Source organism: Salmonella sp. 32020114201800008SM, from assembly GCF_017572025.1.
Lineage (GTDB): Bacteria > Pseudomonadota > Gammaproteobacteria > Enterobacterales > Enterobacteriaceae > Salmonella > Salmonella enterica.
This window is the reverse complement of record NZ_JAGEQM010000003.1, coordinates 279,592-301,744: the sequence shown is the minus strand read 5'-3', so window position 1 is coordinate 301,744 and position 22,153 is coordinate 279,592. Positions and strand designations below refer to the sequence as shown.

Below are 22,153 nucleotides of genomic sequence, written 5' to 3'. Positions count from 1 at the left end.
TAACGTGTCGTTTTAGCTACTGGAAGCAGTGTTTTACATGACGCGCAGTTATAGAAAGGACGCTGTCTGACCCGCACGCAGACCGGAGGAAGGAAATCCCGTCGTCTTTCTGGCTACAGGTAGATTCACCTCTGTAACCGAAGTCTTAAGGGAATAATAAGAACAGCATGTGGGCGTTATTCATGATAAGAAATGTGAAAAAACAAAGACCTGTCAATCTGGATCTACAAACGATTCGGTTCCCCATCACAGCGATAGCGTCCATTCTCCATCGCGTATCCGGTGTGATTACTTTCATCGCCGTCGGCATACTACTGTGGCTACTGGGCACCAGCCTCTCTTCTCCGGAAGGATTCCAGCAGGCCGCCGACATCATGGACGGCTTCATCGTTAAATTTATCATGTGGGGCATCCTTACCGCGCTGGCGTATCACGTCATCGTGGGAATTCGTCACATGTTAATGGATTTTGGCTATCTGGAAGAAACATTCGAAGCGGGTCAACGCTCTGCCAAAATCTCTTTTGTTATCACTGTCGTGCTTTCACTTCTCGCAGGAGTCCTCGTATGGTAAGCAACGCCTCCGCATTAGGACGCAATGGCGTACATGACTTCATCCTGGTCCGTGCTACCGCTATCGTTCTGACGTTATACATCATCTACATGGTGGGTTTTTTCGCCACGAGCGGCGAACTGACCTTTGAAGCCTGGACCGGTTTCTTCTCATCGGCCTTCACCAAAGTCTTCACCCTGCTGGCGCTTTTTTCCATCTTGATTCATGCCTGGATCGGCATGTGGCAGGTGTTAACCGACTACGTTAAACCACTGGCAGTGCGTCTGATACTGCAACTCGTTATCGTTGTTGCGCTGGTGGTTTACGTCATCTATGGATTTGTTGTGGTGTGGGGTGTGTAATGAAACTGCCAGTCAGAGAATTTGATGCTGTTGTGATTGGTGCCGGTGGCGCAGGTATGCGCGCGGCGCTGCAAATTTCCCAGAGCGGCCAAACCTGTGCGCTGCTCTCGAAAGTCTTCCCGACCCGTTCCCATACCGTTTCCGCGCAGGGCGGTATCACCGTGGCGCTCGGCAATACCCATGAAGATAACTGGGAATGGCACATGTACGACACCGTAAAAGGGTCGGACTACATTGGTGACCAGGATGCCATCGAATATATGTGTAAGACCGGACCGGAAGCGATTCTGGAACTGGAGCACATGGGGCTACCGTTCTCCCGTCTTGATGATGGACGTATCTATCAGCGCCCGTTCGGCGGCCAGTCGAAAAACTTTGGCGGCGAGCAGGCGGCACGTACCGCGGCGGCGGCTGACCGTACCGGTCACGCCTTGCTACATACGCTGTATCAACAGAATTTGAAAAACCACACCACGATTTTCTCCGAATGGTATGCGCTGGATCTGGTGAAAAACCAGGATGGCGCGGTGGTGGGGTGTACCGCACTGTGCATCGAAACCGGTGAAGTGGTGTACTTCAAAGCCCGCGCGACGGTGCTGGCGACCGGCGGCGCAGGCCGTATCTACCAGTCCACCACCAACGCTCACATCAACACCGGTGATGGTGTCGGTATGGCGCTGCGTGCCGGTGTCCCGGTGCAGGACATGGAAATGTGGCAGTTCCACCCGACCGGTATCGCCGGGGCGGGCGTGCTGGTGACAGAAGGCTGCCGCGGCGAAGGCGGTTACCTGCTGAACAAACACGGCGAGCGCTTTATGGAGCGTTATGCGCCGAACGCCAAAGACCTGGCGGGTCGTGACGTGGTGGCGCGTTCCATCATGATCGAAATCCGTGAAGGCCGCGGCTGCGACGGTCCGTGGGGGCCGCACGCTAAATTGAAACTGGATCACCTGGGGAAAGAGGTGCTGGAATCTCGCCTGCCGGGTATCCTGGAGCTGTCCCGTACTTTCGCCCACGTTGACCCGGTGAAAGAGCCGATTCCGGTTATCCCGACCTGCCACTACATGATGGGCGGTATTCCGACTAAAGTGACCGGTCAGGCGCTGACCGTGAACGAGCAGGGCGAAGACGTGGTCATTCCGGGGCTGTTTGCGGTAGGCGAAATCGCCTGTGTATCGGTTCACGGCGCCAACCGTCTGGGCGGTAACTCACTGCTGGATCTGGTGGTCTTTGGCCGCGCGGCGGGGCTGCATTTACAGGAATCCATCGCCGAGCAGGGCGTGCTGCGCGACGCCAGCGAGTCTGACGTTGAAGGTTCTCTGGAGCGCCTGAATCGCTGGAACAATAACCGCAATGGCGAAGATCCGGTGGCTATTCGCAAAGCGTTGCAGGAGTGTATGCAGCATAACTTCTCCGTATTCCGTGAAGGCGACGCGATGGCGAAAGGGCTTGAGCAGTTGAAAGTGATCCGCGAGCGTCTGAAAAACGCCCGTCTGGATGACACGTCCAGCGAGTTTAATACCCAGCGTGTTGAGTGTCTGGAGCTGGATAACCTGATGGAAACCGCCTACGCCACTGCCGTATCAGCCAACTTCCGAACGGAAAGCCGCGGCGCGCATAGCCGCTTCGATTTCCCGGAGCGTGATGATGCCAACTGGTTGTGTCATACCCTGTATCAGCCGCAAACGGAATCCATGACGCGCCGAAGCGTCAATATGGAGCCGAAACTGCGTCCGGCGTTCCCGCCGAAGATTCGTACTTATTAATTGCGGAGACAGGATGATGAAACTCGAATTTTCGATTTATCGTTATAACCCGGATGTCGATAACGCTCCGCGTATGCAGGATTACACCCTGGAAGGCGAAGAAGGGCGCGACATGATGCTGCTGGATGCGTTAATCCAGCTTAAAGAAAAAGATCCCAGCCTTTCTTTCCGCCGTTCCTGCCGCGAAGGTGTGTGTGGTTCTGATGGTTTGAATATGAACGGTAAGAATGGTCTGGCCTGTATTACCCCTATTTCGGCGCTGACTCAGCCGGGTAAGAAGATTGTGATTCGCCCGCTGCCCGGTTTGCCGGTGATCCGCGATTTGGTGGTAGACATGGGGCAATTCTACGCACAATATGAGAAGATTAAGCCTTACTTATTGAATAATGGGCAAAATCCACCGGCACGTGAGCATTTACAGATGCCGGAGCAGCGTGAAAAACTCGATGGGCTGTATGAATGTATTCTTTGCGCCTGTTGCTCAACATCCTGCCCGTCATTCTGGTGGAACCCGGATAAGTTTATCGGTCCGGCGGGGCTGCTCGCGGCGTATCGATTCCTGATCGATAGTCGTGATACCGAGACTGACAGTCGTCTGGAAGGGATGAGCGATGCATTCAGCGTATTCCGCTGTCACAGCATTATGAACTGCGTCAGTGTATGTCCTAAGGGACTGAACCCGACGCGCGCTATCGGCCATATTAAGTCGATGCTGTTGCAGCGTAGCGCATAAGTAGTTGTAGTGGTTGCCGGATGGCGACGTACCGTCTTATCCGGCCTACAGGTTACGTATTCTGTAGGCCTGATAAGCCAGGCGCCATCGGGCAATAGAAGTGCAGGAAACCTCTAAAAACTGCCATATGATTAGTAATAATCGAGATGTTCAGAGCGAGACAAGGCGCGGTCTGAACGAATCTTCGGGAGCATAGTTAACTATGTGACCGGAGTGAGCGAAGGCCGCAACGCAGTCGTAGCCTGAACAGCGAAGATTATTAGACAGTTTTTAAAGGTTCCTTAGCGGACGCAGATGACACGACAGTCCGCAACAAGTGAACCCCGGCACGCATACAGCGTATGCGTGGTTAGTATCCACGGCGAAATACTCGTCATAGTTCACGTTGCATGTGCGTTGGCTGCACTTGCTCACCCCGGTCACTTACTGGATGTAAGCTCCCAGGGATTCGCAAGCTTGCCGCCTTCCTGAAACGTGACCTATTTAGAGTATTAAATAAGCAGAAAAGATGCTTAAGGGATCACGATGCAGAACAGCGCTTTGAAAGCCTGGTTGGACTCTTCTTACCTCTCTGGTTCGAATCAGAGCTGGATAGAACAGCTCTATGAAGACTTCTTAACCGATCCTGACTCGGTAGACGCTAACTGGCGTTTGACGTTCCAGCAGTTACCTGGTACCGGAGTCAAACCGGATCAACTCCATTCAAAAACACGTGAATATTTCCGGCGGCAGGCGTTGGCTGGCTCACGTCACTCTTCTACGATTTCCGACCCTGACACCAATGTGAAGCAGGTTAAAGTCCTGCAGCTTATCAACGCTTATCGTTTCCGTGGCCATCAACATGCAAACCTCGATCCGCTGGGACTGTGGAAGCAAGAACGCGTGGCGGATCTGGATCCTTCTTTCCATGATTTGACCGAGGCCGATTTCCAGGAAACCTTCAATGTCGGCTCCTTTGCCAGCGGCAAAGAGACGATGAAGCTGGGCGAGCTGCTCGACGCGCTCAAACAGACCTACTGCGGCCCGATTGGCGCTGAGTATATGCACATCACCAGCACCGAAGAGAAACGCTGGATCCAACAGCGCATCGAATCCGGTCGTGCGGCCTTTAGCGCTGACGAGAAAAAACGCTTCCTGAACGAACTGACCGCCGCTGAAGGGCTGGAACGTTATCTGGGCGCCAAATTCCCGGGTGCGAAACGTTTCTCGCTTGAGGGGGGAGATGCGCTGATACCCATGCTGAAAGAGATGGTTCGCCATGCGGGTAACAGCGGCACTCGCGAAGTGGTGCTGGGGATGGCGCACCGCGGTCGCCTGAACGTGCTGATCAACGTACTGGGTAAAAAACCGCAGGATCTGTTCGACGAGTTTGCCGGTAAACATAAAGAACATCTGGGTACCGGCGACGTGAAGTATCACATGGGCTTCTCGTCAGATATCGAAACCGAAGGCGGTCTGGTTCACCTGGCGCTGGCGTTTAACCCATCGCACCTGGAAATTGTGAGCCCGGTGGTGATGGGCTCCGTGCGTGCCCGTCTGGACCGACTGGACGAACCGAGCAGCAACAAAGTGTTGCCGATCACTATTCACGGCGACGCCGCGGTGACCGGCCAGGGCGTGGTTCAGGAAACCCTGAACATGTCGAAAGCGCGCGGTTACGAAGTGGGCGGTACGGTACGTATCGTTATCAACAACCAGGTGGGCTTCACCACCTCTAACCCACTGGATGCGCGTTCAACGCCTTACTGCACCGATATCGGTAAAATGGTCCAGGCGCCGATTTTCCACGTCAATGCGGATGATCCGGAAGCCGTCGCTTTTGTGACCCGTCTGGCGCTGGACTTCCGTAACACCTTTAAACGCGATGTGTTCATCGATCTGGTGTGCTACCGCCGTCACGGCCACAACGAAGCCGACGAGCCAAGCGCAACCCAGCCGCTGATGTACCAGAAAATCAAAAAGCATCCGACGCCGCGTAAAATCTACGCCGACAAACTGGAAGCTGATAAGGTCGCAACGCTGGAAGATGCCACCGAAATGGTCAACCTCTATCGCGATGCGCTGGATGCTGGCGAGTGCGTAGTGAAAGAGTGGCGTCCGATGAACATGCACTCCTTCACCTGGTCGCCATATCTCAACCACGAATGGGACGAAAGCTACCCGAACAAAGTTGAGATGAAGCGTCTGCAGGAGCTGGCAAAACGTATCAGCACCGTGCCGGAAGCCATTGAAATGCAGTCTCGCGTGGCGAAAATTTATGGCGACCGTCAGGCAATGGCGGCAGGCGAGAAATTGTTTGACTGGGGCGGTGCGGAAAATCTGGCTTACGCCACGCTGGTCGATGAAGGCATTCCGGTGCGCCTGTCCGGGGAAGACTCCGGTCGCGGCACCTTCTTCCATCGTCATGCGGTGATCCACAACCAGACGAACGGCTCAACGTATACGCCGTTGCAGCATATTCACAGCGGTCAGGGACAGTTTAAAGTCTGGGACTCCGTGCTGTCTGAAGAAGCGGTACTGGCTTTTGAATACGGTTATGCCACGGCGGAACCACGTACCCTGACTATCTGGGAAGCGCAGTTTGGCGATTTTGCCAACGGCGCGCAGGTAGTGATTGACCAGTTCATCTCCTCCGGCGAGCAGAAATGGGGCCGGATGTGCGGTCTGGTGATGCTGTTGCCGCACGGCTATGAAGGGCAGGGGCCGGAGCACTCTTCCGCGCGTCTGGAACGTTATCTGCAACTTTGCGCCGAGCAGAATATGCAGGTTTGCGTGCCGTCCACCCCGGCGCAGGTCTACCATATGCTGCGCCGTCAGGCGCTGCGCGGGATGCGTCGTCCGCTGGTGGTGATGTCGCCGAAATCGCTGCTGCGTCACCCGCTGGCGGTTTCCACGCTTGATGAACTGGCGAACGGTTCCTTCCAGCCGGCCATTGGCGAAATTGACGAGCTGGACCCTAAAGCCGTAAAACGCGTGGTAATGTGTTCTGGTAAGGTTTATTACGACCTGCTGGAACAACGTCGCAAAAACGACCAGAAAGATGTCGCTATCGTGCGCATCGAACAGCTCTATCCGTTCCCGCATAAAGCGGTGCAGGAAGCGCTGCAACCATACGCTCACGTCCATGATTTTGTCTGGTGCCAGGAAGAGCCGCTCAACCAGGGCGCATGGTACTGCAGTCAGCATCATTTCCGTGAAGTGATTCCGTTTGGGGCCGCTCTGCGTTATGCAGGTCGCCCGGCCTCCGCCTCTCCGGCGGTAGGGTATATGTCCGTTCACCAGAAACAGCAACAAGATCTGGTTAATGACGCGCTGAACGTCGATTAAATAAAGGATAAATAATGAGTAGCGTAGATATTCTTGTTCCCGACCTGCCTGAGTCCGTAGCGGACGCGACCGTCGCCACCTGGCATAAAAAACCGGGTGATGCGGTTGTTCGTGACGAAGTGCTGGTAGAAATCGAAACTGACAAAGTGGTACTGGAAGTACCGGCATCGGCGGACGGCATTCTGGATGCGGTTCTGGAAGAGGAGGGGACGACTGTCACCTCTCGCCAGATCCTGGGTCGCCTGCGTGAAGGCAACAGCGCGGGTAAAGAGACCAGCGCCAAATCTGAAGAGAAAGCGTCTACGCCGGCACAGCGCCAGCAGGCGTCGCTGGAAGAACAAAACAACGATGCGCTCAGCCCGGCGATCCGTCGCCTGCTGGCTGAACACAATCTGGAAGCCAGCGTCATTAAAGGCACTGGTGTGGGTGGGCGTCTGACCCGTGAAGATGTGGAAAAACATCTGGCGAAAGGCGAGTCTAAAGCACCCGCTGTTGAACCTGCAGCACAACCCGCTCTGGGCGCGCGCGGCGAAAAACGCGTGCCAATGACCCGCCTGCGCAAGCGCGTGGCCGAGCGTTTGCTGGAAGCGAAAAACTCCACCGCCATGCTGACGACCTTCAATGAAGTCAACATGAAGCCGATTATGGATTTGCGTAAGCAGTATGGCGAAGTGTTTGAAAAACGTCACGGTATCCGCCTGGGCTTTATGTCCTTCTACGTGAAAGCGGTAGTGGAAGCGCTGAAGCGTTATCCGGAAGTGAACGCCTCTATCGACGGCGATGACGTGGTGTATCACAACTACTTTGATGTGAGTATGGCGGTGTCTACGCCGCGCGGCCTGGTCACGCCGGTCCTGCGTGATGTGGATACGCTGGGCATGGCTGACATCGAGAAAAAAATTAAAGAACTGGCTGTCAAAGGCCGCGACGGCAAGCTGACCGTAGAAGACCTGACCGGCGGTAACTTTACCATTACCAACGGCGGCGTATTCGGTTCGCTGATGTCTACCCCGATCATCAACCCGCCGCAGAGCGCGATTCTGGGAATGCATGCTATTAAAGACAGGCCGATGGCGGTGGATGGCAAGGTGGAAATCCTGCCGATGATGTACCTGGCGCTCTCTTACGATCATCGCCTGATCGATGGTCGCGAATCCGTGGGCTTCCTAGTCACCATCAAAGAGTTGCTGGAAGATCCGACCCGTCTGCTGTTGGACGTGTAGTCAGCAAGAGCATCACCTGCTACCTGTAGGCCGGATAAGGCGTTCACGCCGCCATCCGGCGATGGTGTAATGCCTGATGGCGCGCAGCTTTCAGGCCTACAGGTCTAAAGATAACGATTACCTGAAGGATGGACAGAACACATGAACTTACATGAATATCAGGCAAAACAACTTTTTGCCCGCTATGGCTTACCGGCGCCGGTGGGTTATGCCTGTACTACTCCGCGTGAAGCCGAAGAAGCCGCGTCTAAAATCGGCGCTGGCCCGTGGGTAGTGAAATGTCAGGTTCACGCTGGCGGCCGCGGCAAAGCGGGCGGTGTGAAGGTAGTAAAAAGCAAAGAAGAGATTCGCGCCTTCGCGGAAAACTGGCTGGGCAAACGTCTGGTGACCTATCAAACAGACGCTAATGGCCAACCGGTAAACCAGATTCTGGTTGAAGCGGCGACCGACATCGGCAAAGAACTGTACCTCGGCGCGGTAGTTGACCGTAGTTCTCGTCGCGTGGTCTTTATGGCGTCTACCGAAGGCGGCGTAGAGATCGAAAAAGTCGCGGAGGAAACCCCGCATCTGATCCATAAAGTTGCGCTCGATCCGCTGACCGGCCCGATGCCGTATCAGGGACGGGAACTGGCGTTCAAATTGGGTCTGGAAGGTAAACTGGTGCAGCAGTTCACCAAAATCTTTATGGGCCTGGCAACCATTTTCCTTGAGCGCGACCTGGCGCTAATCGAAATTAATCCGCTGGTGATCACTAAGCAGGGCGATCTGATTTGCCTCGACGGCAAGCTGGGCGCTGACGGCAACGCGCTGTTCCGCCAGCCGGATCTGCGCGAAATGCGCGACCAGTCTCAGGAAGACCCGCGTGAAGCGCAGGCGGCACAGTGGGAACTGAACTACGTCGCGCTGGACGGCAACATCGGTTGCATGGTGAACGGCGCGGGCCTGGCGATGGGCACCATGGACATCGTTAAGCTGCATGGCGGCGAACCGGCTAACTTCCTTGACGTAGGCGGCGGCGCAACCAAAGAGCGCGTCACCGAAGCGTTTAAAATTATCCTCTCGGATGACAACGTGAAAGCGGTTCTGGTTAACATCTTCGGCGGTATCGTCCGTTGTGACCTGATTGCCGACGGTATCATCGGCGCGGTGGAAGAAGTGGGCGTGAACGTTCCGGTGGTGGTGCGTCTGGAAGGCAACAACGCCGAACTCGGCGCGAAGAAACTGGCTGACAGTGGCCTGAATATTATTGCAGCGAAAAGTCTGACGGATGCAGCTCAGCAGGTTGTTGCCGCAGTGGAGGGGAAATAATGTCAGTTTTAATTAATAAAGATACCAAGGTTATCTGTCAGGGCTTCACCGGTAGCCAGGGGACTTTCCACTCCGAACAAGCGATTGCTTACGGTACGCAGATGGTTGGCGGCGTAACGCCAGGTAAAGGCGGCACCACTCACCTCGGTCTGCCGGTGTTCAACACCGTTCGTGAAGCCGTAGAAGCGACCGGCGCTACCGCCACCGTGATCTACGTTCCGGCGCCGTTCTGCAAAGACTCCATCCTGGAAGCGATTGATGCAGGCATCAAACTGATTATCACCATCACCGAAGGTATCCCGACGCTGGATATGCTGACCGTGAAGGTGAAGCTCGACGAAGCTGGTGTGCGCATGATCGGCCCGAACTGTCCAGGCGTTATCACCCCGGGCGAATGCAAAATCGGCATCATGCCGGGTCACATTCATCGCCCAGGTAAAGTGGGCATCGTTTCCCGTTCCGGTACCCTGACCTATGAAGCGGTTAAGCAGACCACCGACTACGGTTTCGGCCAGTCTACCTGTGTCGGTATCGGCGGCGATCCGATCCCGGGCTCTAACTTCATCGACATCCTGAAGCTGTTCCAGGAAGATCCGCAGACTGAAGCGATCGTGATGATCGGCGAGATCGGCGGTAGCGCAGAAGAAGAAGCGGCTGCTTATATTAAAGAACACGTGACCAAACCGGTTGTTGGCTATATCGCGGGTGTTACCGCGCCGAAAGGCAAGCGTATGGGCCACGCTGGCGCCATCATTGCCGGTGGTAAAGGCACTGCGGATGAAAAATTCGCCGCGCTGGAAGCCGCAGGCGTGAAAACCGTTCGCAGCCTGGCCGATATCGGCGAAGCGCTGAAAGCAATTATAAAATAAAACTCGCTGTTCCTGCGGGAACAGATAAATGTCCGTTTTCGACATGGTTGGCCACCTTTACGGTGGCCTTTTTTATGGCTTTATTGTTTGTGGCAAAGTACGGGTGAAGCATCCGGGATATAAAATTATTGGCTTTGTAAATATTGAGCTATAGGAAAATGATGCCTCAGTAAAAAAACATGGTGGAGTCTAAAAATAATTGATAATAACCGTCTGGCAGCGGCAGTAAATTTACTCAGTTTGCTGGTTAACTCTTTTGCAGAAAACACAGATGCTGTCTTAGTGAAAGACCTGCCGACCTCATTGGAGACGGATTATGCGCTTTCCGCCATGAAAAAAACGCATCGCAGCATTACACTATGTTGACGCTAACTTCTATAGTAAATTGACGCTTGACTCTGTGGCCGCGCATGTTTGCCTGAGCGCGAACTACATGTCTCCTCAGATGTATCGCGCTTACACAGACTGCTTGTTTAATGGCAGAATAAAACAGCTATTTTAATCATAAGAGTACCGGCATTATTTCCATGAAGTATTAAAGATATCGTTTAATAAATCATATGAACTTTTGCTGGTTAAAAGAGGTTAACTTTAAAAATTATTAAGAACTTATTGACACTATTCGTTCGTGATTAATCATGTTTAAAGGGTATTTATGGCTGCGAATAAACAGAATTATCACTATGAGTGACGTAGAAATTGAGGGTTAATCTGTGAAGGTGATAACAGAATCTTCGCTATAATAATTATGGAGAGGTAAATACGGTGTTGTTGAAATAAAGAAAAATTAGCGAGTAAAATGTTTGATCCTGGCTATCTGGAAGGCTTATTAGCGATAATTAAGGCGATAACCTGGCAAGATGATCCTGGCCGTTAGTCGTCGGGAAAGGGAAGTTGGGGCAGGGTAATCCCGGTGGGATGATGGCGCGTGTGCAATGAGATAGTTTCTTTGCGGTGTTAATTATAAGTAAAATAAAAATAGACTAAATGTATAAAATAATAAGTGTTGATAACCTGCAGAAAAAATCTGTGAGCTATTTAGCAATAATTGAACATCAATGTGGAATGTTTTTTACTGGATGCGGGGCAGTAAAAAACGCACAAAATGTTTAGCCTTATCGAATAAGCCTCTTTTTACAGGGGGTTTGAAATTACTCTTTGCAAAAACAAAAAGTTAACAAAAAATTCACCATGCATTCAATGAATAAACATTATTAACATTAACTTTAAAAATTGATTTTAATCAATATTTAAATGTTGGAAAAGAGCATCAAAACTGGTTAAATTGTCCGTGATCAAATTCCCTGAAAAGCGATAGATTAGCCATAAATTGATCGCTGTCGAAAAAAGCAAATCTGACCCACTAAAAACCTGTTTATTGTAAGGGTTTTACGGCGTAATATATTTGCGGGATCAATTTGGGTTTTTTATTAACATGTTTGTAACTTTTCATCATTACTGTTTCCTTCCCGAGGGGATAGTACGATGGAAGGCCGCAAATAAATTTGTATTGGGGCATGCGTGTGACCCTTTCTAACGGGGTTCACTCTCGGAGTCTTCATGCGATGAGCAAGGAGTCATGATGTTAGATATAGTCGAACTGTCGCGCTTACAGTTTGCCTTGACCGCGATGTACCACTTCCTGTTTGTGCCGCTAACGCTCGGTATGGCGTTCCTGCTGGCCATTATGGAAACGGTATACGTCCTTTCCGGCAAACAGATTTATAAAGATATGACCAAGTTCTGGGGCAAGTTGTTTGGTATCAACTTTGCTCTGGGTGTGGCTACCGGTTTGACCATGGAGTTCCAGTTCGGGACAAACTGGTCGTACTACTCCCACTATGTTGGGGACATCTTCGGTGCGCCGCTGGCCATCGAAGGTTTGATGGCCTTCTTTCTCGAATCCACCTTTGTAGGTCTGTTCTTCTTCGGCTGGGATCGTCTGAGTAAAGTTCAGCATATGTGCGTCACCTGGCTGGTGGCTCTGGGGTCCAACCTCTCCGCGTTGTGGATTCTGGTAGCGAACGGCTGGATGCAAAACCCAATCGCTGCGGATTTCAATTTCGAAACCATGCGTATGGAAATGGTGAGCTTCTCTGAACTGGTGCTGAACCCGGTAGCACAGGTGAAATTTGTTCACACTGTGGCGTCCGGTTATGTCACCGGCGCGATGTTCATCCTCGGTATCAGCGCTTACTACATGCTGAAAGGTCGTGACTTCGCCTTTGCTAAACGCTCCTTTGCTATTGCTGCCAGCTTCGGTATGGCTGCCGTACTGTCCGTTATCGTACTCGGTGACGAATCCGGTTACGAAATGGGCGACGTGCAGAAAACCAAGCTCGCTGCGATTGAAGCAGAATGGGAAACGCAACCTGCTCCGGCCTCCTTTACCCTGTTCGGCATTCCTGACCAGGACAAACAGGAAAACCATCTGGCGATTCAGATCCCTTATGCGCTCGGCATTATCGCTACGCGTTCCGTGGACACGCCGGTTATTGGTCTGAAAGATCTCATGGTTCAGCATGAAGAGCGTATCCGTAACGGGATGAAAGCCTATGAACTGCTGGAGCAGCTGCGCGCCGGTTCTACCGACCAGGCCGTTCGCGACCAGTTTAACAGCATGAAGAAAGATCTCGGTTACGGCCTGCTGCTGAAACGCTATACGCCTAATGTGACTGACGCGACCGAAGCGCAGATCCAGCAAGCGACGAAAGATTCCATTCCTCGCGTTGCGCCGCTGTACTTCGCTTTCCGTATCATGGTGGCGTGCGGCTTCCTGCTGCTGGCGATCATCGCACTTTCCTTCTGGAGCGTGATTCGTAACCGCATCGGTGAGAAAAAATGGCTGCTGCGCGCGGCGCTGTACGGTATTCCACTGCCGTGGATTGCGGTTGAAGCAGGTTGGTTCGTCGCCGAGTATGGTCGTCAGCCGTGGGCGATCGGCGAAGTGTTGCCGACAGCCGTGGCGAACTCATCGCTGACCGTGGGCGATCTGCTGTTCTCCATGTTCCTGATTTGCGGCCTGTATACCCTGTTCCTGGTGGCAGAATTGTTCCTGATGTTCAAATTTGCACGCCTTGGCCCAAGCAGCCTGAAAACCGGTCGTTATCACTTTGAGCAGTCCACCGTGACTTCTCAGCCGGCACGCTAAGACAGGAGTCGTCAAATGATCGATTATGAAGTACTACGTTTTATCTGGTGGCTGCTGGTTGGCATTTTGCTAATTGGTTTCGCCGTCACCGATGGGTTCGACATGGGGGTGGGGATGCTCACCCGTTTCCTCGGTCGTAACGACACCGAACGTCGAATTATGATTAACTCTATCGCCCCGCACTGGGACGGTAACCAGGTGTGGTTGATCACCGCGGGCGGTGCGTTGTTTGCTGCCTGGCCGATGGTTTACGCCGCGGCGTTCTCCGGTTTCTATGTAGCGATGATCCTGGTGCTGGCGTCTTTGTTCTTCCGTCCGGTCGGTTTTGATTACCGTTCCAAGATTGAAGACCCGCGCTGGCGCAACATGTGGGACTGGGGCGTGTTCATCGGTAGCTTTGTGCCGCCGCTGGTGATTGGCGTGGCCTTTGGCAACCTGTTGCAGGGCGTACCGTTCCATGTAGATGAGTATCTGCGTCTGTACTACACCGGTAACTTCTTCCAGTTGCTGAACCCGTTTGGTCTGCTGGCGGGTATCGTAAGCGTAGGGATGATCATCACGCAGGGGGCGACTTACCTGCAAATGCGCACCGTTGGCGAACTGCACCTGCGCGCGCGCGCCACCTCGCAGATTGCGGCGCTGGTGACATTAGTGTGCTTTGCGCTGGCGGGCGTTTGGGTAATGTATGGTATTGATGGTTATGTCGTGACATCCGCGATTGACCATCATGCCGCCTCTAACCCGCTGACTAAAGAAGTGGCGCGTGAAGCTGGCGCCTGGCTGGTGAACTTTAATAATGCTCCGATCCTGTGGTTGGTTCCGGCTCTGGGCGTGGTTCTGCCGCTGCTGACTATCCTGACTTCCCGTATGGAGAAAGGCGCGTGGGCATTCCTGTTCTCTTCGCTGACCCTGGCCTGCATTATTCTGACGGCGGGTATCGCTATGTTCCCATTTGTGATGCCGTCCAGCACGATGATGAATGCCAGCCTGACCATGTGGGATGCGACATCCAGCCAGATGACGCTGAACCTGATGACCTGGGTTGCGGCGGTGTTCGTACCGATCATTCTGATCTACACCAGCTGGTGTTACTGGAAAATGTTCGGTCGTATCACTAAAGAACATATTGAAAGCAACACCCACTCTCTGTACTAAGTAAGGAGCTTAAAATGTGGTATTTCGCATGGATTCTGGGAACGCTTCTTGCCTGTGCATTCGGGATCATTACCGCCCTGGCGCTTGAGCACGTTGAAGCGGGTAAAACCGGTCAAGAAGAAAGCTAATGATTCATATTGTCGCTATGCAATATACAAAATCATTTAAGTTGCATCGCGGCGGCAAGGCTGCGAATCCCCAGGAGCTTACATCAGTAAGTGACTGGGGTGTGCAGCCGCAGCCAACAAAGAGGCAGCTTAGAGGATGAAGTATATTTATGCGGTAATGGACAAGCGCCCGTTAAGGGCGCTTTCCTTCGTGATGGCGATAGTGCTGGCAGGATGTATGTTCTGGGACCCGTCACGGTTTGCCGCCAGGACCAGCACGCTTGAAATCTGGCACGGATTATTGCTGATGTGGGCGGTTTGCGCAGGCATAATCCACGGCGTGGGTTTTCGCCCTGAATCCGTACACTGGCAAGGGATTTTTTGTCCGCTCCTTGCGGATATCGTCCTTATCGTCGGCCTGATTTTCTTCTTCTTGTGAATAAGAAACCTCCTTAAAAATATAGGGGCTTGCATAAGCCCATATATTTTTACTCTCCCTTAACTTCCCCCCATTCCCAAGCCTCATTCCCACGCGTATAGTAGCAACGTTTAAAAGCTCTACTTTTGTTGCATTACCGGGATGTAAAGTGAATACAAGGCGATATACAACGGCATTCTTGAGGCATTACGGCGGCAAGCGGATGACGCCAACAAAGAGGCTGCAGGGATGAATAAGTATATGTTTCGATGGCCAATTCGAGTTTATTACGAAGACACGGACGCCGGCGGTGTGGTTTATCACGCCAGCTATGTCGCTTTTTATGAAAGAGCGCGCACGGAGATGCTGCGTCACCATCACTTCAGCCAACAGGTGCTGCTGGCGGAGCGGGTCGCCTTTGTGGTGCGCAAGATGACGCTGGAATACTATGCGCCTGCGCGGCTCGACGATATGCTTGAAGTTCAAACAGAAATTACGTCAATGCGTGGCACCGCTTTGGTTTTCACGCAACGCATTGTCAACGCAGAGAACACGCTGCTAAATGAAGCAGAGGTTCTGATTGTTTGCGTTGATCCACTCAAAATGAAGCCTCGTGCGCTTCCTAAGTCTATTGTCGCGGAGTTTAAGCAGTGACTGACATGAATATCCTTGATTTGTTCCTGAAGGCAAGCCTTCTGGTTAAACTTATCATGTTGATTTTGATTGGTTTTTCAATAGCATCCTGGGCCATCATTATCCAGCGAACGCGTATCCTGAACGCCGCTGCGCGTGAGGCGGAAGCGTTTGAAGATAAATTCTGGTCCGGAATCGAACTATCGCGTCTGTACCAGGAAAGCCAGGGGAGACGCGATAGTCTGTCGGGCTCGGAACAAATCTTTTATAGCGGGTTCAAAGAGTTTGTCCGGCTCCATCGCGCCAACAGCCATGCGCCGGAGGCAGTGGTAGAGGGGGCGTCGCGTGCGATGCGCATCTCCATGAACCGAGAGCTGGAAACGCTGGAAACGCATATCCCGTTTCTTGGCACGGTAGGCTCTATCAGTCCTTATATCGGTCTGTTTGGCACCGTATGGGGGATTATGCATGCGTTTATCGCCCTGGGCGCGGTGAAACAGGCGACTCTGCAAATGGTTGCGCCGGGTATTGCCGAAGCATTGATTGCCACGGCGATTGGTCTGTTTGCCGCTATCCCTGCGGTTATGGCTTACAACCGACTGAATCAGCGCGTGAACAAGCTGGAACTGAATTACGACAACTTTATGGAAGAGTTCACCGCGATTCTGCACCGCCAGGCGTTTACCGTAAGCGAAAGCAACAAGGGGTAAGCCATGGCCAGAACGCGTGGACGAGGTCGTCGCGAACTTAAGTCCGAAATCAATATCGTACCGCTACTCGACGTACTGTTGGTGCTGCTGCTGATCTTTATGGCAACCGCGCCGATCATTACCCAGAGCGTGGAAGTCGACTTACCGGAGGCGAATCAGTCGCAGGCGGTCAGTAGTAACGACGATCCACCGGTCATTATTGAGGTTTCCGGAGTAGGGCAATACAGCGTAGTGGTTGATAAAGATCGAATGGATCAACTGCCGTCTGAACAGGTGATCGCAGAAGTAAAGCGTCATCTGCAGGCTAATCCGAAAACAGTCTTTTTAATCGGCGGCGCGAAAGAGGTGCCGTACGATGAAATAATTAAAGCGCTGAACTTGTTACACAGCGCGGGCGTAAAATCGGTTGGCTTAATGACGCAGCCAATCTGAAGTCTGCGTCCCATTGGCTTGAAAGACGGCGAGTAACAGGCGAACAGTTTTTTGGGAACCGAGAGTGTCAAAGGCAACCGAACAAAACGACAAGCTCAAACGGGCGATAATTATTTCAGCCGTGCTGCATATCATCTTATTTGCAGTGCTGATCTGGAGTTCGTTTGATGAGCATATAGAGGCTTCTGCCGGCGGCGGCGGTGGTTCCGCTATCGACGCGGTGATGGTCGATCCTGGCGCCGTTGTGCAGCAGTACAACCGTCAGCAGGATCAACAGGCCAGCGCCAGACGCGCGGAAGAAGAGCGTAAAAAGCTGCAACAGCAGCAAGCAGAGGAGCTGCAGCAGAAGCAGGCTGCCGAACAGGAGCGGTTGAAACAACTTGAGAAAGAACGTTTAGCGGCTCAGGAGCAGCAAAAGCAGGCTGAAGAAGCGGCAAAACTGGCGCAACAGCAGCAGCAACAGGCCGAAGAAGCGGCGAAAGCGGCGGCGGACGCGAAGAAAAAAGCGGAGGCCGAAGCGGCGAAAGCGGCGGCGGACGCGAAGAAGAAAGCGGAGGCCGAGGCGGCGAAAGCGGCGGCGGACGCTAAGAAGAAAGCGGAAGCCGAGGCGGTAAAAGCGGCAGCGGACGCGAAGAAGAAAGCGGAAGCCGAAGCGGCGAAAGCGGCGGCGGAGGCGAAGAAGAAAGCGGAAGCCGAAGCGGCGAAAGCGGCGGCGGAGGCGAAGAAGAAAGCGGATGCCGAGGCGGCGAAAGCGGCGGCGGAGGCGAAGAAGAAAGCGGATGCCGCGGCGGCGAAAGCAGCGGCGGACGCTAAGAAGAAAGCGGCTGCCGAAAAAGCGGCCGCCGCAGAAGGCGTCGACGATCTGCTTGGCGATCTCAGCTCGGGTAAGAATGCGCCGAAAACCGGCGGCGGCGCGAAAGGGAATGGTCAGCCATCGAAAGATAGCGGTACATCGGGCGCTAACGGTGGGGCGACAGGCGCTGATATCAGCGCCTACGCGAAACAGATTCAGGTCGCCATTCAGAGCCGTCTGTATGATGCGAGCCTGTATCAGGGCAAACAATGTGTCTTGCATATTAGCCTGGCGCCGGATGGCTCATTAAAAAGCATTACGTCTGAGGGCGGCGATCCGGCGCTTTGTCAGGCGGCGTTAATGGCGGCAAAAACCGCGAAAATTCCTAAACCGCCAAGCCAGGCTGTTTATGAGAAAATAAAGGATGCCAAACTAGACTTTAAACTGTAGATACTTTTCTTTATGGAAGTTGGAGCAGTTGAGTTGTTACTGGTCCTGGTGGTTTTGTGTATTTGAGTTTGTTAACATTCTGCTAAATTATCGTGGGTCGCAGGCCCAGGTATGGGAGATATGATGAAGCAGGCATTACGAGTAGCATTTGGTTTTCTGATGCTGTGGGCGGCGGTGCTGCACGCAGAAGTCCGTATCGAGATCACCCAGGGGGTGGACTCGGCGCGACCGATTGGCGTTGTGCCTTTTAAATGGGCCGGGCCGGGCGCTGCGCCTGAAGATATCGGCGGCATCGTGGCGGCAGATTTACGCAATAGCGGTAAATTTAATCCGTTAGACCGGTCCCGACTGCCGCAGCAGCCAGCCACCGCTCAGGAAGTTCAGCCTACCGCATGGTCTGCGCTGGGTATTGATGCCGTCGTCGTTGGGCAGGTAACGCCGAATCCGGACGGTTCCTACAATGTTGCTTATCAGCTGGTTGACACTGGCGGCGCGCCGGGGACTGTACTGGCGCAAAACTCTTATAAAGTGAACAAGCAGTGGCTGCGTTATGCAGGCCACACCGCCAGTGACGAAGTCTTTGAAAAACTGACGGGCATTAAGGGCGCGTTCCGTACTCGTATCGCCTATGTGGTACAGACTAACGGCGGTCAGTTCCCGTATGAACTGCGTGTGTCGGATTACGATGGCTACAATCAGTTCGTAGTGCACCGTTCTCCGCAGCCGTTGATGTCTCCGGCGTGGTCTCCGGACGGCTCAAAACTGGCTTACGTGACATTTGAAAGCGGTCGCTCCGCGCTGGTTATCCAGACGCTGGCAAACGGCGCAGTGCGTCAGGTTGCGTCCTTCCCGCGTCACAACGGCGCGCCGGCCTTCTCGCCGGATGGGACGAAACTGGCGTTCGCGTTATCGAAAACCGGAAGTCTGAACCTGTACGTTATGGATCTCGCCTCCGGTCAGATTCGTCAGATAACGGACGGCCGTAGCAACAATACGGAGCCGACCTGGTTCCCGGACAGCCAGACTCTGGCCTTTACCTCTGACCAGGCTGGACGTCCGCAAGTGTATAAAATGAACATTAACGGCGGTGCGGCGCAGCGTATTACCTGGGAAGGTTCGCAAAACCAGGATGCGGATGTCAGCAGCGACGGTAAATTTATGGTAATGGTAAGCTCAAATAACGGGCAGCAGCACATTGCCAAACAAGATCTGGTGACGGGTGGCGTACAGGTTCTGTCGTCAACGTTCCTGGATGAAACGCCAAGTCTGGCACCTAACGGCACGATGGTAATCTACAGCTCTTCTCAGGGGATGGGATCTGTGCTGAATTTGGTTTCTACAGATGGGCGTTTCAAAGCGCGTCTTCCGGCAACTGATGGTCAGGTGAAATCGCCTGCCTGGTCGCCGTATCTGTGATAATAATTAATTGATTACTAAAGGAATTAAAGAAATGCAACTGAACAAAGTGCTGAAGGGCCTGATGATTGCCCTGCCTGTTATGGCAATCGCGGCATGTTCTTCCAACAAGAACGCCAGCAATGACGGTAGCGAAGGCGGTATGCTGAACGGCGCCGGCACTGGTATGGACGCTAACGGCAACGGCAACATGTCATCTGAAGAGCAAGCGCGTCTGCAGATGCAGCAGCTGCAGCAGAACAACATCGTTTACTTCGATCTCGACAAGTACGATATCCGTTCTGACTTCGCGGCAATGCTGGATGCGCACGCTAACTTCCTGCGTAGCAACCCGTCTTACAAAGTCACCGTAGAAGGTCACGCGGACGAACGCGGTACTCCGGAGTACAACATCTCCCTGGGTGAGCGTCGTGCTAACGCCGTTAAAATGTACCTGCAGGGTAAAGGCGTTTCCGCTGACCAGATCTCCATCGTTTCTTACGGTAAAGAAAAACCTGCCGTACTGGGCCACGACGAAGCGGCTTACGCTAAGAACCGTCGCGCTGTACTGGTTTACTAAGAGAATTGCATGAGCAGTAACTTCAGACATCACCTGTTGAGTCTGTCGTTACTGGTTGGCATAGCGGCCCCCTGGGCCGCTTTTGCTCAGGCGCCAATCAGTAGTGTCGGCTCAGGCTCGGTCGAAGACCGCGTCACTCAACTTGAGCGTATCTCTAACGCTCACAGCCAGCTTTTAACCCAACTTCAGCAGCAGCTCTCCGATAATCAGTCCGATATCGATTCTTTGCGCGGCCAAATCCAGGAAAATCAGTATCAACTGAATCAGGTGATGGAGCGCCAGAAGCAAATTATGCTGCAGCTGGGGAGCTTAAATAATGGCGGCGCAGCGCAGCCAGCAGCTGGTGACCAGAGCGGGGCGGCAACCACTGCGACCCCCGCCCCGGATGCCGGTACGGCAACCTCAGGGGCGCCGGTACAAAGTGGCGATGCGAATACCGATTACAATGCGGCAATTGCGCTGGTGCAGGATAAGTCTCGCCAGGATGATGCGATTGTGGCGTTTCAGAACTTCATCAAGAAATACCCTGATTCTACTTATCAGCCGAACGCCAATTATTGGCTGGGCCAGTTGAATTACAACAAGGGTAAAAAAGATGACGCCGCCTATTATTTCGCCTCGGTAGTAAAAAACTATCCTAAGTCGCCGAAGGCTGCGGACGCGATGTACAAAGTTGGCGTTATCATGCAGGACAAAGGTGATACGGCAAAAGCGAAAGCAGTTTATCAGCAGGTGATTAACAAATATCCTGGCACTGATGGCGCGAAACAGGCGCAGAAGCGTCTTAACGCGATGTAATGCGTACCATGCGACCAGAAAACGCCTTTTTTCTGGTCGCGTCGTGCGATTCCTAAGCAGTTGAGCCCTCTGCGTCGAAATTTTTGTTGCGCTCAAATCTGAAATCAGTAATATATGCCGCCGTTGCCACGGGATATTAAACAACTCGAAAGCGACGCAAAAGTGGGTCGTTAGCTCAGTTGGTAGAGCAGTTGACTTTTAATCAATTGGTCGCAGGTTCGAATCCTGCACGACCCACCAATCGTTCGGTGGAAACGAGAATAAAACGTGAAGGATAACGTTGCGTCAGCAACGACCCGTAGGGCGAGGCAAAGCCGAGTCATCCTGCACGACCCACCACTAACTTCGGTTAGTCAGTAATATCCAGCGTAGTATCGGGTGATTAGCTCAGCTGGGAGAGCACCTCCCTTACAAGGAGGGGGTCGGCGGTTCGATCCCGTCATCACCCACCACTCGGGTCGTTAGCTCAGTTGGTAGAGCAGTTGACTTTTAATCAATTGGTCGCAGGTTCGAATCCTGCACGACCCACCAATTTAACATCAAACTCAGATGTTGAACGTGAAGGATAACGTTGCGTCAGCAACCTGTAGGGCGAGGCGAAGCCGAGTCATCCTGCACGACCCACCATCTTTAGATGGTCCGAGTAAAATCTTTCAGGCAGCACCCGTATGGGTCGTTAGCTCAGTTGGTAGAGCAGTTGACTTTTAATCAATTGGTCGCAGGTTCGAATCCTGCACGACCCACCAATATACAAGGTGGTAACTGGTAGAGAACGTGAAGGATAACGTTGCTTTAGCAACGGCCCGAAGGGCGAGGCGAAGCCGAGTCATCCTGCACGACCCACCATCCTGAATGATTGAAGCAGTAACCCTTATCCAAGGGGTCGTTAGCTCAGTTGGTAGAGCAGTTGACTTTTAATCAATTGGTCGCAGGTTCGAATCCTGCACGACCCACCAATGTAAAAAAGCGCCCTAAAGGCGCTTTTTTGCTATCTGCGATATGGAAGATTCGAACCTGCCGTAGGTTCGGGTCGAACGCAGTGAGACAACGGAGCCGTTTACGGCGACGGCCCGAAGGGCGAGCGAAGCGAGTCATCCTGCACGACCCACCAATGTAAAAAAGCGCCCTAAAGGCGCTTTTTTGCTATCTGCGATTTATAAGATTCGAACCTGCCGCAGGTTCGGGTCTCATGCAGTGAGACAACGGAGCCGTTTACGGCGACGGCCCGAAGGGCGAGCGAAGCGAGTCATCCTGCACGACCCACCAATGTAAAAGAGGGCGCTGGCGGCGCCTTTTTGCTATCTGCAATATGGAAGATTCGAACCTGTCGCAGGTTCGGGTCTTGCCTGATGCGCTGCGCTTATCAGGCCTACAGACGGCACCGCTCACGTA

At 53.1% G+C, this 22,153-nt stretch carries 19 protein-coding genes, 5 tRNA genes and 2 other RNA genes; all 26 read left to right on the top strand.

Features of this window, described 5'->3' with window-relative positions; translation table 11 throughout:
- Positions 1-167: 167 nt before the first annotated feature.
- The 26 genes from sdhC (at position 168) to J4613_RS10655 (ending at position 22,027) form a co-directional block, all read left to right on the top strand.
- Positions 168-572: a succinate dehydrogenase cytochrome b556 subunit gene (sdhC, locus tag J4613_RS10780; protein WP_000263340.1), complete on the top strand. Its 405-nt coding sequence runs from the start codon at positions 168-170 to the stop codon at positions 570-572.
- Positions 566-913: a succinate dehydrogenase membrane anchor subunit gene (gene sdhD, locus J4613_RS10775; RefSeq protein WP_000254356.1), complete on the top strand. Its 348-nt coding sequence runs from the start codon at positions 566-568 to the stop codon at positions 911-913. Before sdhC ends, sdhD begins: the two co-directional genes overlap by 7 nt.
- Positions 913-2,679 (top strand): succinate dehydrogenase flavoprotein subunit, encoded by a 1,767-nt coding sequence (gene sdhA, locus J4613_RS10770; protein WP_000775561.1) that lies wholly within the window; start codon positions 913-915, stop codon positions 2,677-2,679. Before sdhD ends, sdhA begins: the two co-directional genes overlap by 1 nt.
- Positions 2,680-2,695: 16 nt before the next feature.
- Positions 2,696-3,412, top strand: coding sequence for a succinate dehydrogenase iron-sulfur subunit SdhB (gene sdhB / locus J4613_RS10765; RefSeq protein WP_001537859.1), 717 nt, complete (start codon positions 2,696-2,698; stop codon positions 3,410-3,412).
- Positions 3,413-3,937: 525 nt separating this feature from the next.
- Entirely contained in the window at positions 3,938-6,739 is a 2,802-nt protein-coding gene (gene sucA / locus J4613_RS10760) for a 2-oxoglutarate dehydrogenase E1 component (RefSeq protein WP_001181504.1), read from the top strand.
- 14 nt (positions 6,740-6,753) lie between these two features.
- On the top strand, positions 6,754-7,962 hold the full coding sequence (gene odhB / locus J4613_RS10755) for a 2-oxoglutarate dehydrogenase complex dihydrolipoyllysine-residue succinyltransferase (protein ID WP_017441684.1): 1,209 nt from the start codon (positions 6,754-6,756) through the stop codon (positions 7,960-7,962).
- A gap of 141 nt (positions 7,963-8,103) precedes the next feature.
- Positions 8,104-9,270: an ADP-forming succinate--CoA ligase subunit beta gene (sucC, locus tag J4613_RS10750; protein ID WP_001048590.1), complete on the top strand. Its 1,167-nt coding sequence runs from the start codon at positions 8,104-8,106 to the stop codon at positions 9,268-9,270.
- Positions 9,270-10,139: a succinate--CoA ligase subunit alpha gene (gene sucD, locus J4613_RS10745; protein ID WP_109267083.1), complete on the top strand. Its 870-nt coding sequence runs from the start codon at positions 9,270-9,272 to the stop codon at positions 10,137-10,139. Before sucC ends, sucD begins: the two co-directional genes overlap by 1 nt.
- 1,582 nt (positions 10,140-11,721) lie before the next feature.
- Complete coding sequence (gene cydA / locus J4613_RS10740; protein WP_000884369.1) at positions 11,722-13,290, top strand: cytochrome ubiquinol oxidase subunit I; 1,569 nt, start codon at positions 11,722-11,724, stop codon at positions 13,288-13,290.
- 15 nt (positions 13,291-13,305) lie between these two features.
- Complete coding sequence (cydB, locus tag J4613_RS10735) at positions 13,306-14,445, top strand: cytochrome d ubiquinol oxidase subunit II (protein ID WP_000568258.1); 1,140 nt, start codon at positions 13,306-13,308, stop codon at positions 14,443-14,445.
- Positions 14,446-14,459: 14 nt separating this feature from the next.
- Entirely contained in the window at positions 14,460-14,573 is a 114-nt protein-coding gene (cydX, locus tag J4613_RS10730) for a cytochrome bd-I oxidase subunit CydX (RefSeq protein WP_000270278.1), read from the top strand.
- 136 nt (positions 14,574-14,709) lie between these two features.
- Complete coding sequence (gene ybgE / locus J4613_RS10725; protein WP_000875305.1) at positions 14,710-14,991, top strand: cyd operon protein YbgE; 282 nt, start codon at positions 14,710-14,712, stop codon at positions 14,989-14,991.
- A gap of 228 nt (positions 14,992-15,219) precedes the next feature.
- On the top strand, positions 15,220-15,624 hold the full coding sequence (gene ybgC / locus J4613_RS10720; RefSeq protein ID WP_001046240.1) for a tol-pal system-associated acyl-CoA thioesterase: 405 nt from the start codon (positions 15,220-15,222) through the stop codon (positions 15,622-15,624).
- On the top strand, positions 15,621-16,313 hold the full coding sequence (tolQ, locus tag J4613_RS10715; RefSeq protein ID WP_000131318.1) for a Tol-Pal system protein TolQ: 693 nt from the start codon (positions 15,621-15,623) through the stop codon (positions 16,311-16,313). Before ybgC ends, tolQ begins: the two co-directional genes overlap by 4 nt.
- Positions 16,314-16,316: 3 nt before the next feature.
- Positions 16,317-16,745, top strand: coding sequence for a colicin uptake protein TolR (tolR, locus tag J4613_RS10710; RefSeq protein WP_000124676.1), 429 nt, complete (start codon positions 16,317-16,319; stop codon positions 16,743-16,745).
- Positions 16,746-16,809: 64 nt separating this feature from the next.
- Positions 16,810-17,988, top strand: coding sequence for a cell envelope integrity protein TolA (tolA, locus tag J4613_RS10705; protein ID WP_000030577.1), 1,179 nt, complete (start codon positions 16,810-16,812; stop codon positions 17,986-17,988).
- 123 nt (positions 17,989-18,111) lie between these two features.
- A complete protein-coding gene (tolB, locus tag J4613_RS10700) occupies positions 18,112-19,404 on the top strand; it encodes a Tol-Pal system beta propeller repeat protein TolB (protein ID WP_001562341.1) in 1,293 nt (430 codons plus the stop codon).
- A 34-nt stretch (positions 19,405-19,438) separates the two neighbouring features.
- A complete protein-coding gene (pal, locus tag J4613_RS10695) occupies positions 19,439-19,963 on the top strand; it encodes a peptidoglycan-associated lipoprotein Pal (protein WP_001176621.1) in 525 nt (174 codons plus the stop codon).
- Between the two features lie 9 nt (positions 19,964-19,972).
- Positions 19,973-20,761: a cell division protein CpoB gene (cpoB, locus tag J4613_RS10690; RefSeq protein WP_000097552.1), complete on the top strand. Its 789-nt coding sequence runs from the start codon at positions 19,973-19,975 to the stop codon at positions 20,759-20,761.
- 164 nt (positions 20,762-20,925) lie between these two features.
- Positions 20,926-21,001: transfer RNA gene (locus J4613_RS10685), tRNA-Lys, on the top strand.
- A 136-nt stretch (positions 21,002-21,137) separates the two neighbouring features.
- Positions 21,138-21,213, top strand: a tRNA-Val gene (locus J4613_RS10680).
- 3 nt (positions 21,214-21,216) lie between these two features.
- A tRNA-Lys gene (locus J4613_RS10675) sits at positions 21,217-21,292 on the top strand.
- 139 nt (positions 21,293-21,431) lie between these two features.
- A tRNA-Lys gene (locus J4613_RS10670) sits at positions 21,432-21,507 on the top strand.
- 134 nt (positions 21,508-21,641) lie between these two features.
- Positions 21,642-21,717: transfer RNA gene (locus J4613_RS10665), tRNA-Lys, on the top strand.
- A gap of 29 nt (positions 21,718-21,746) precedes the next feature.
- A non-coding RNA gene (locus tag J4613_RS10660) (RtT sRNA) lies at positions 21,747-21,872 on the top strand.
- A 29-nt stretch (positions 21,873-21,901) separates the two neighbouring features.
- Positions 21,902-22,027, top strand: a non-coding RNA gene (locus J4613_RS10655) — RtT sRNA.
- Positions 22,028-22,153 lie beyond the last annotated feature (126 nt).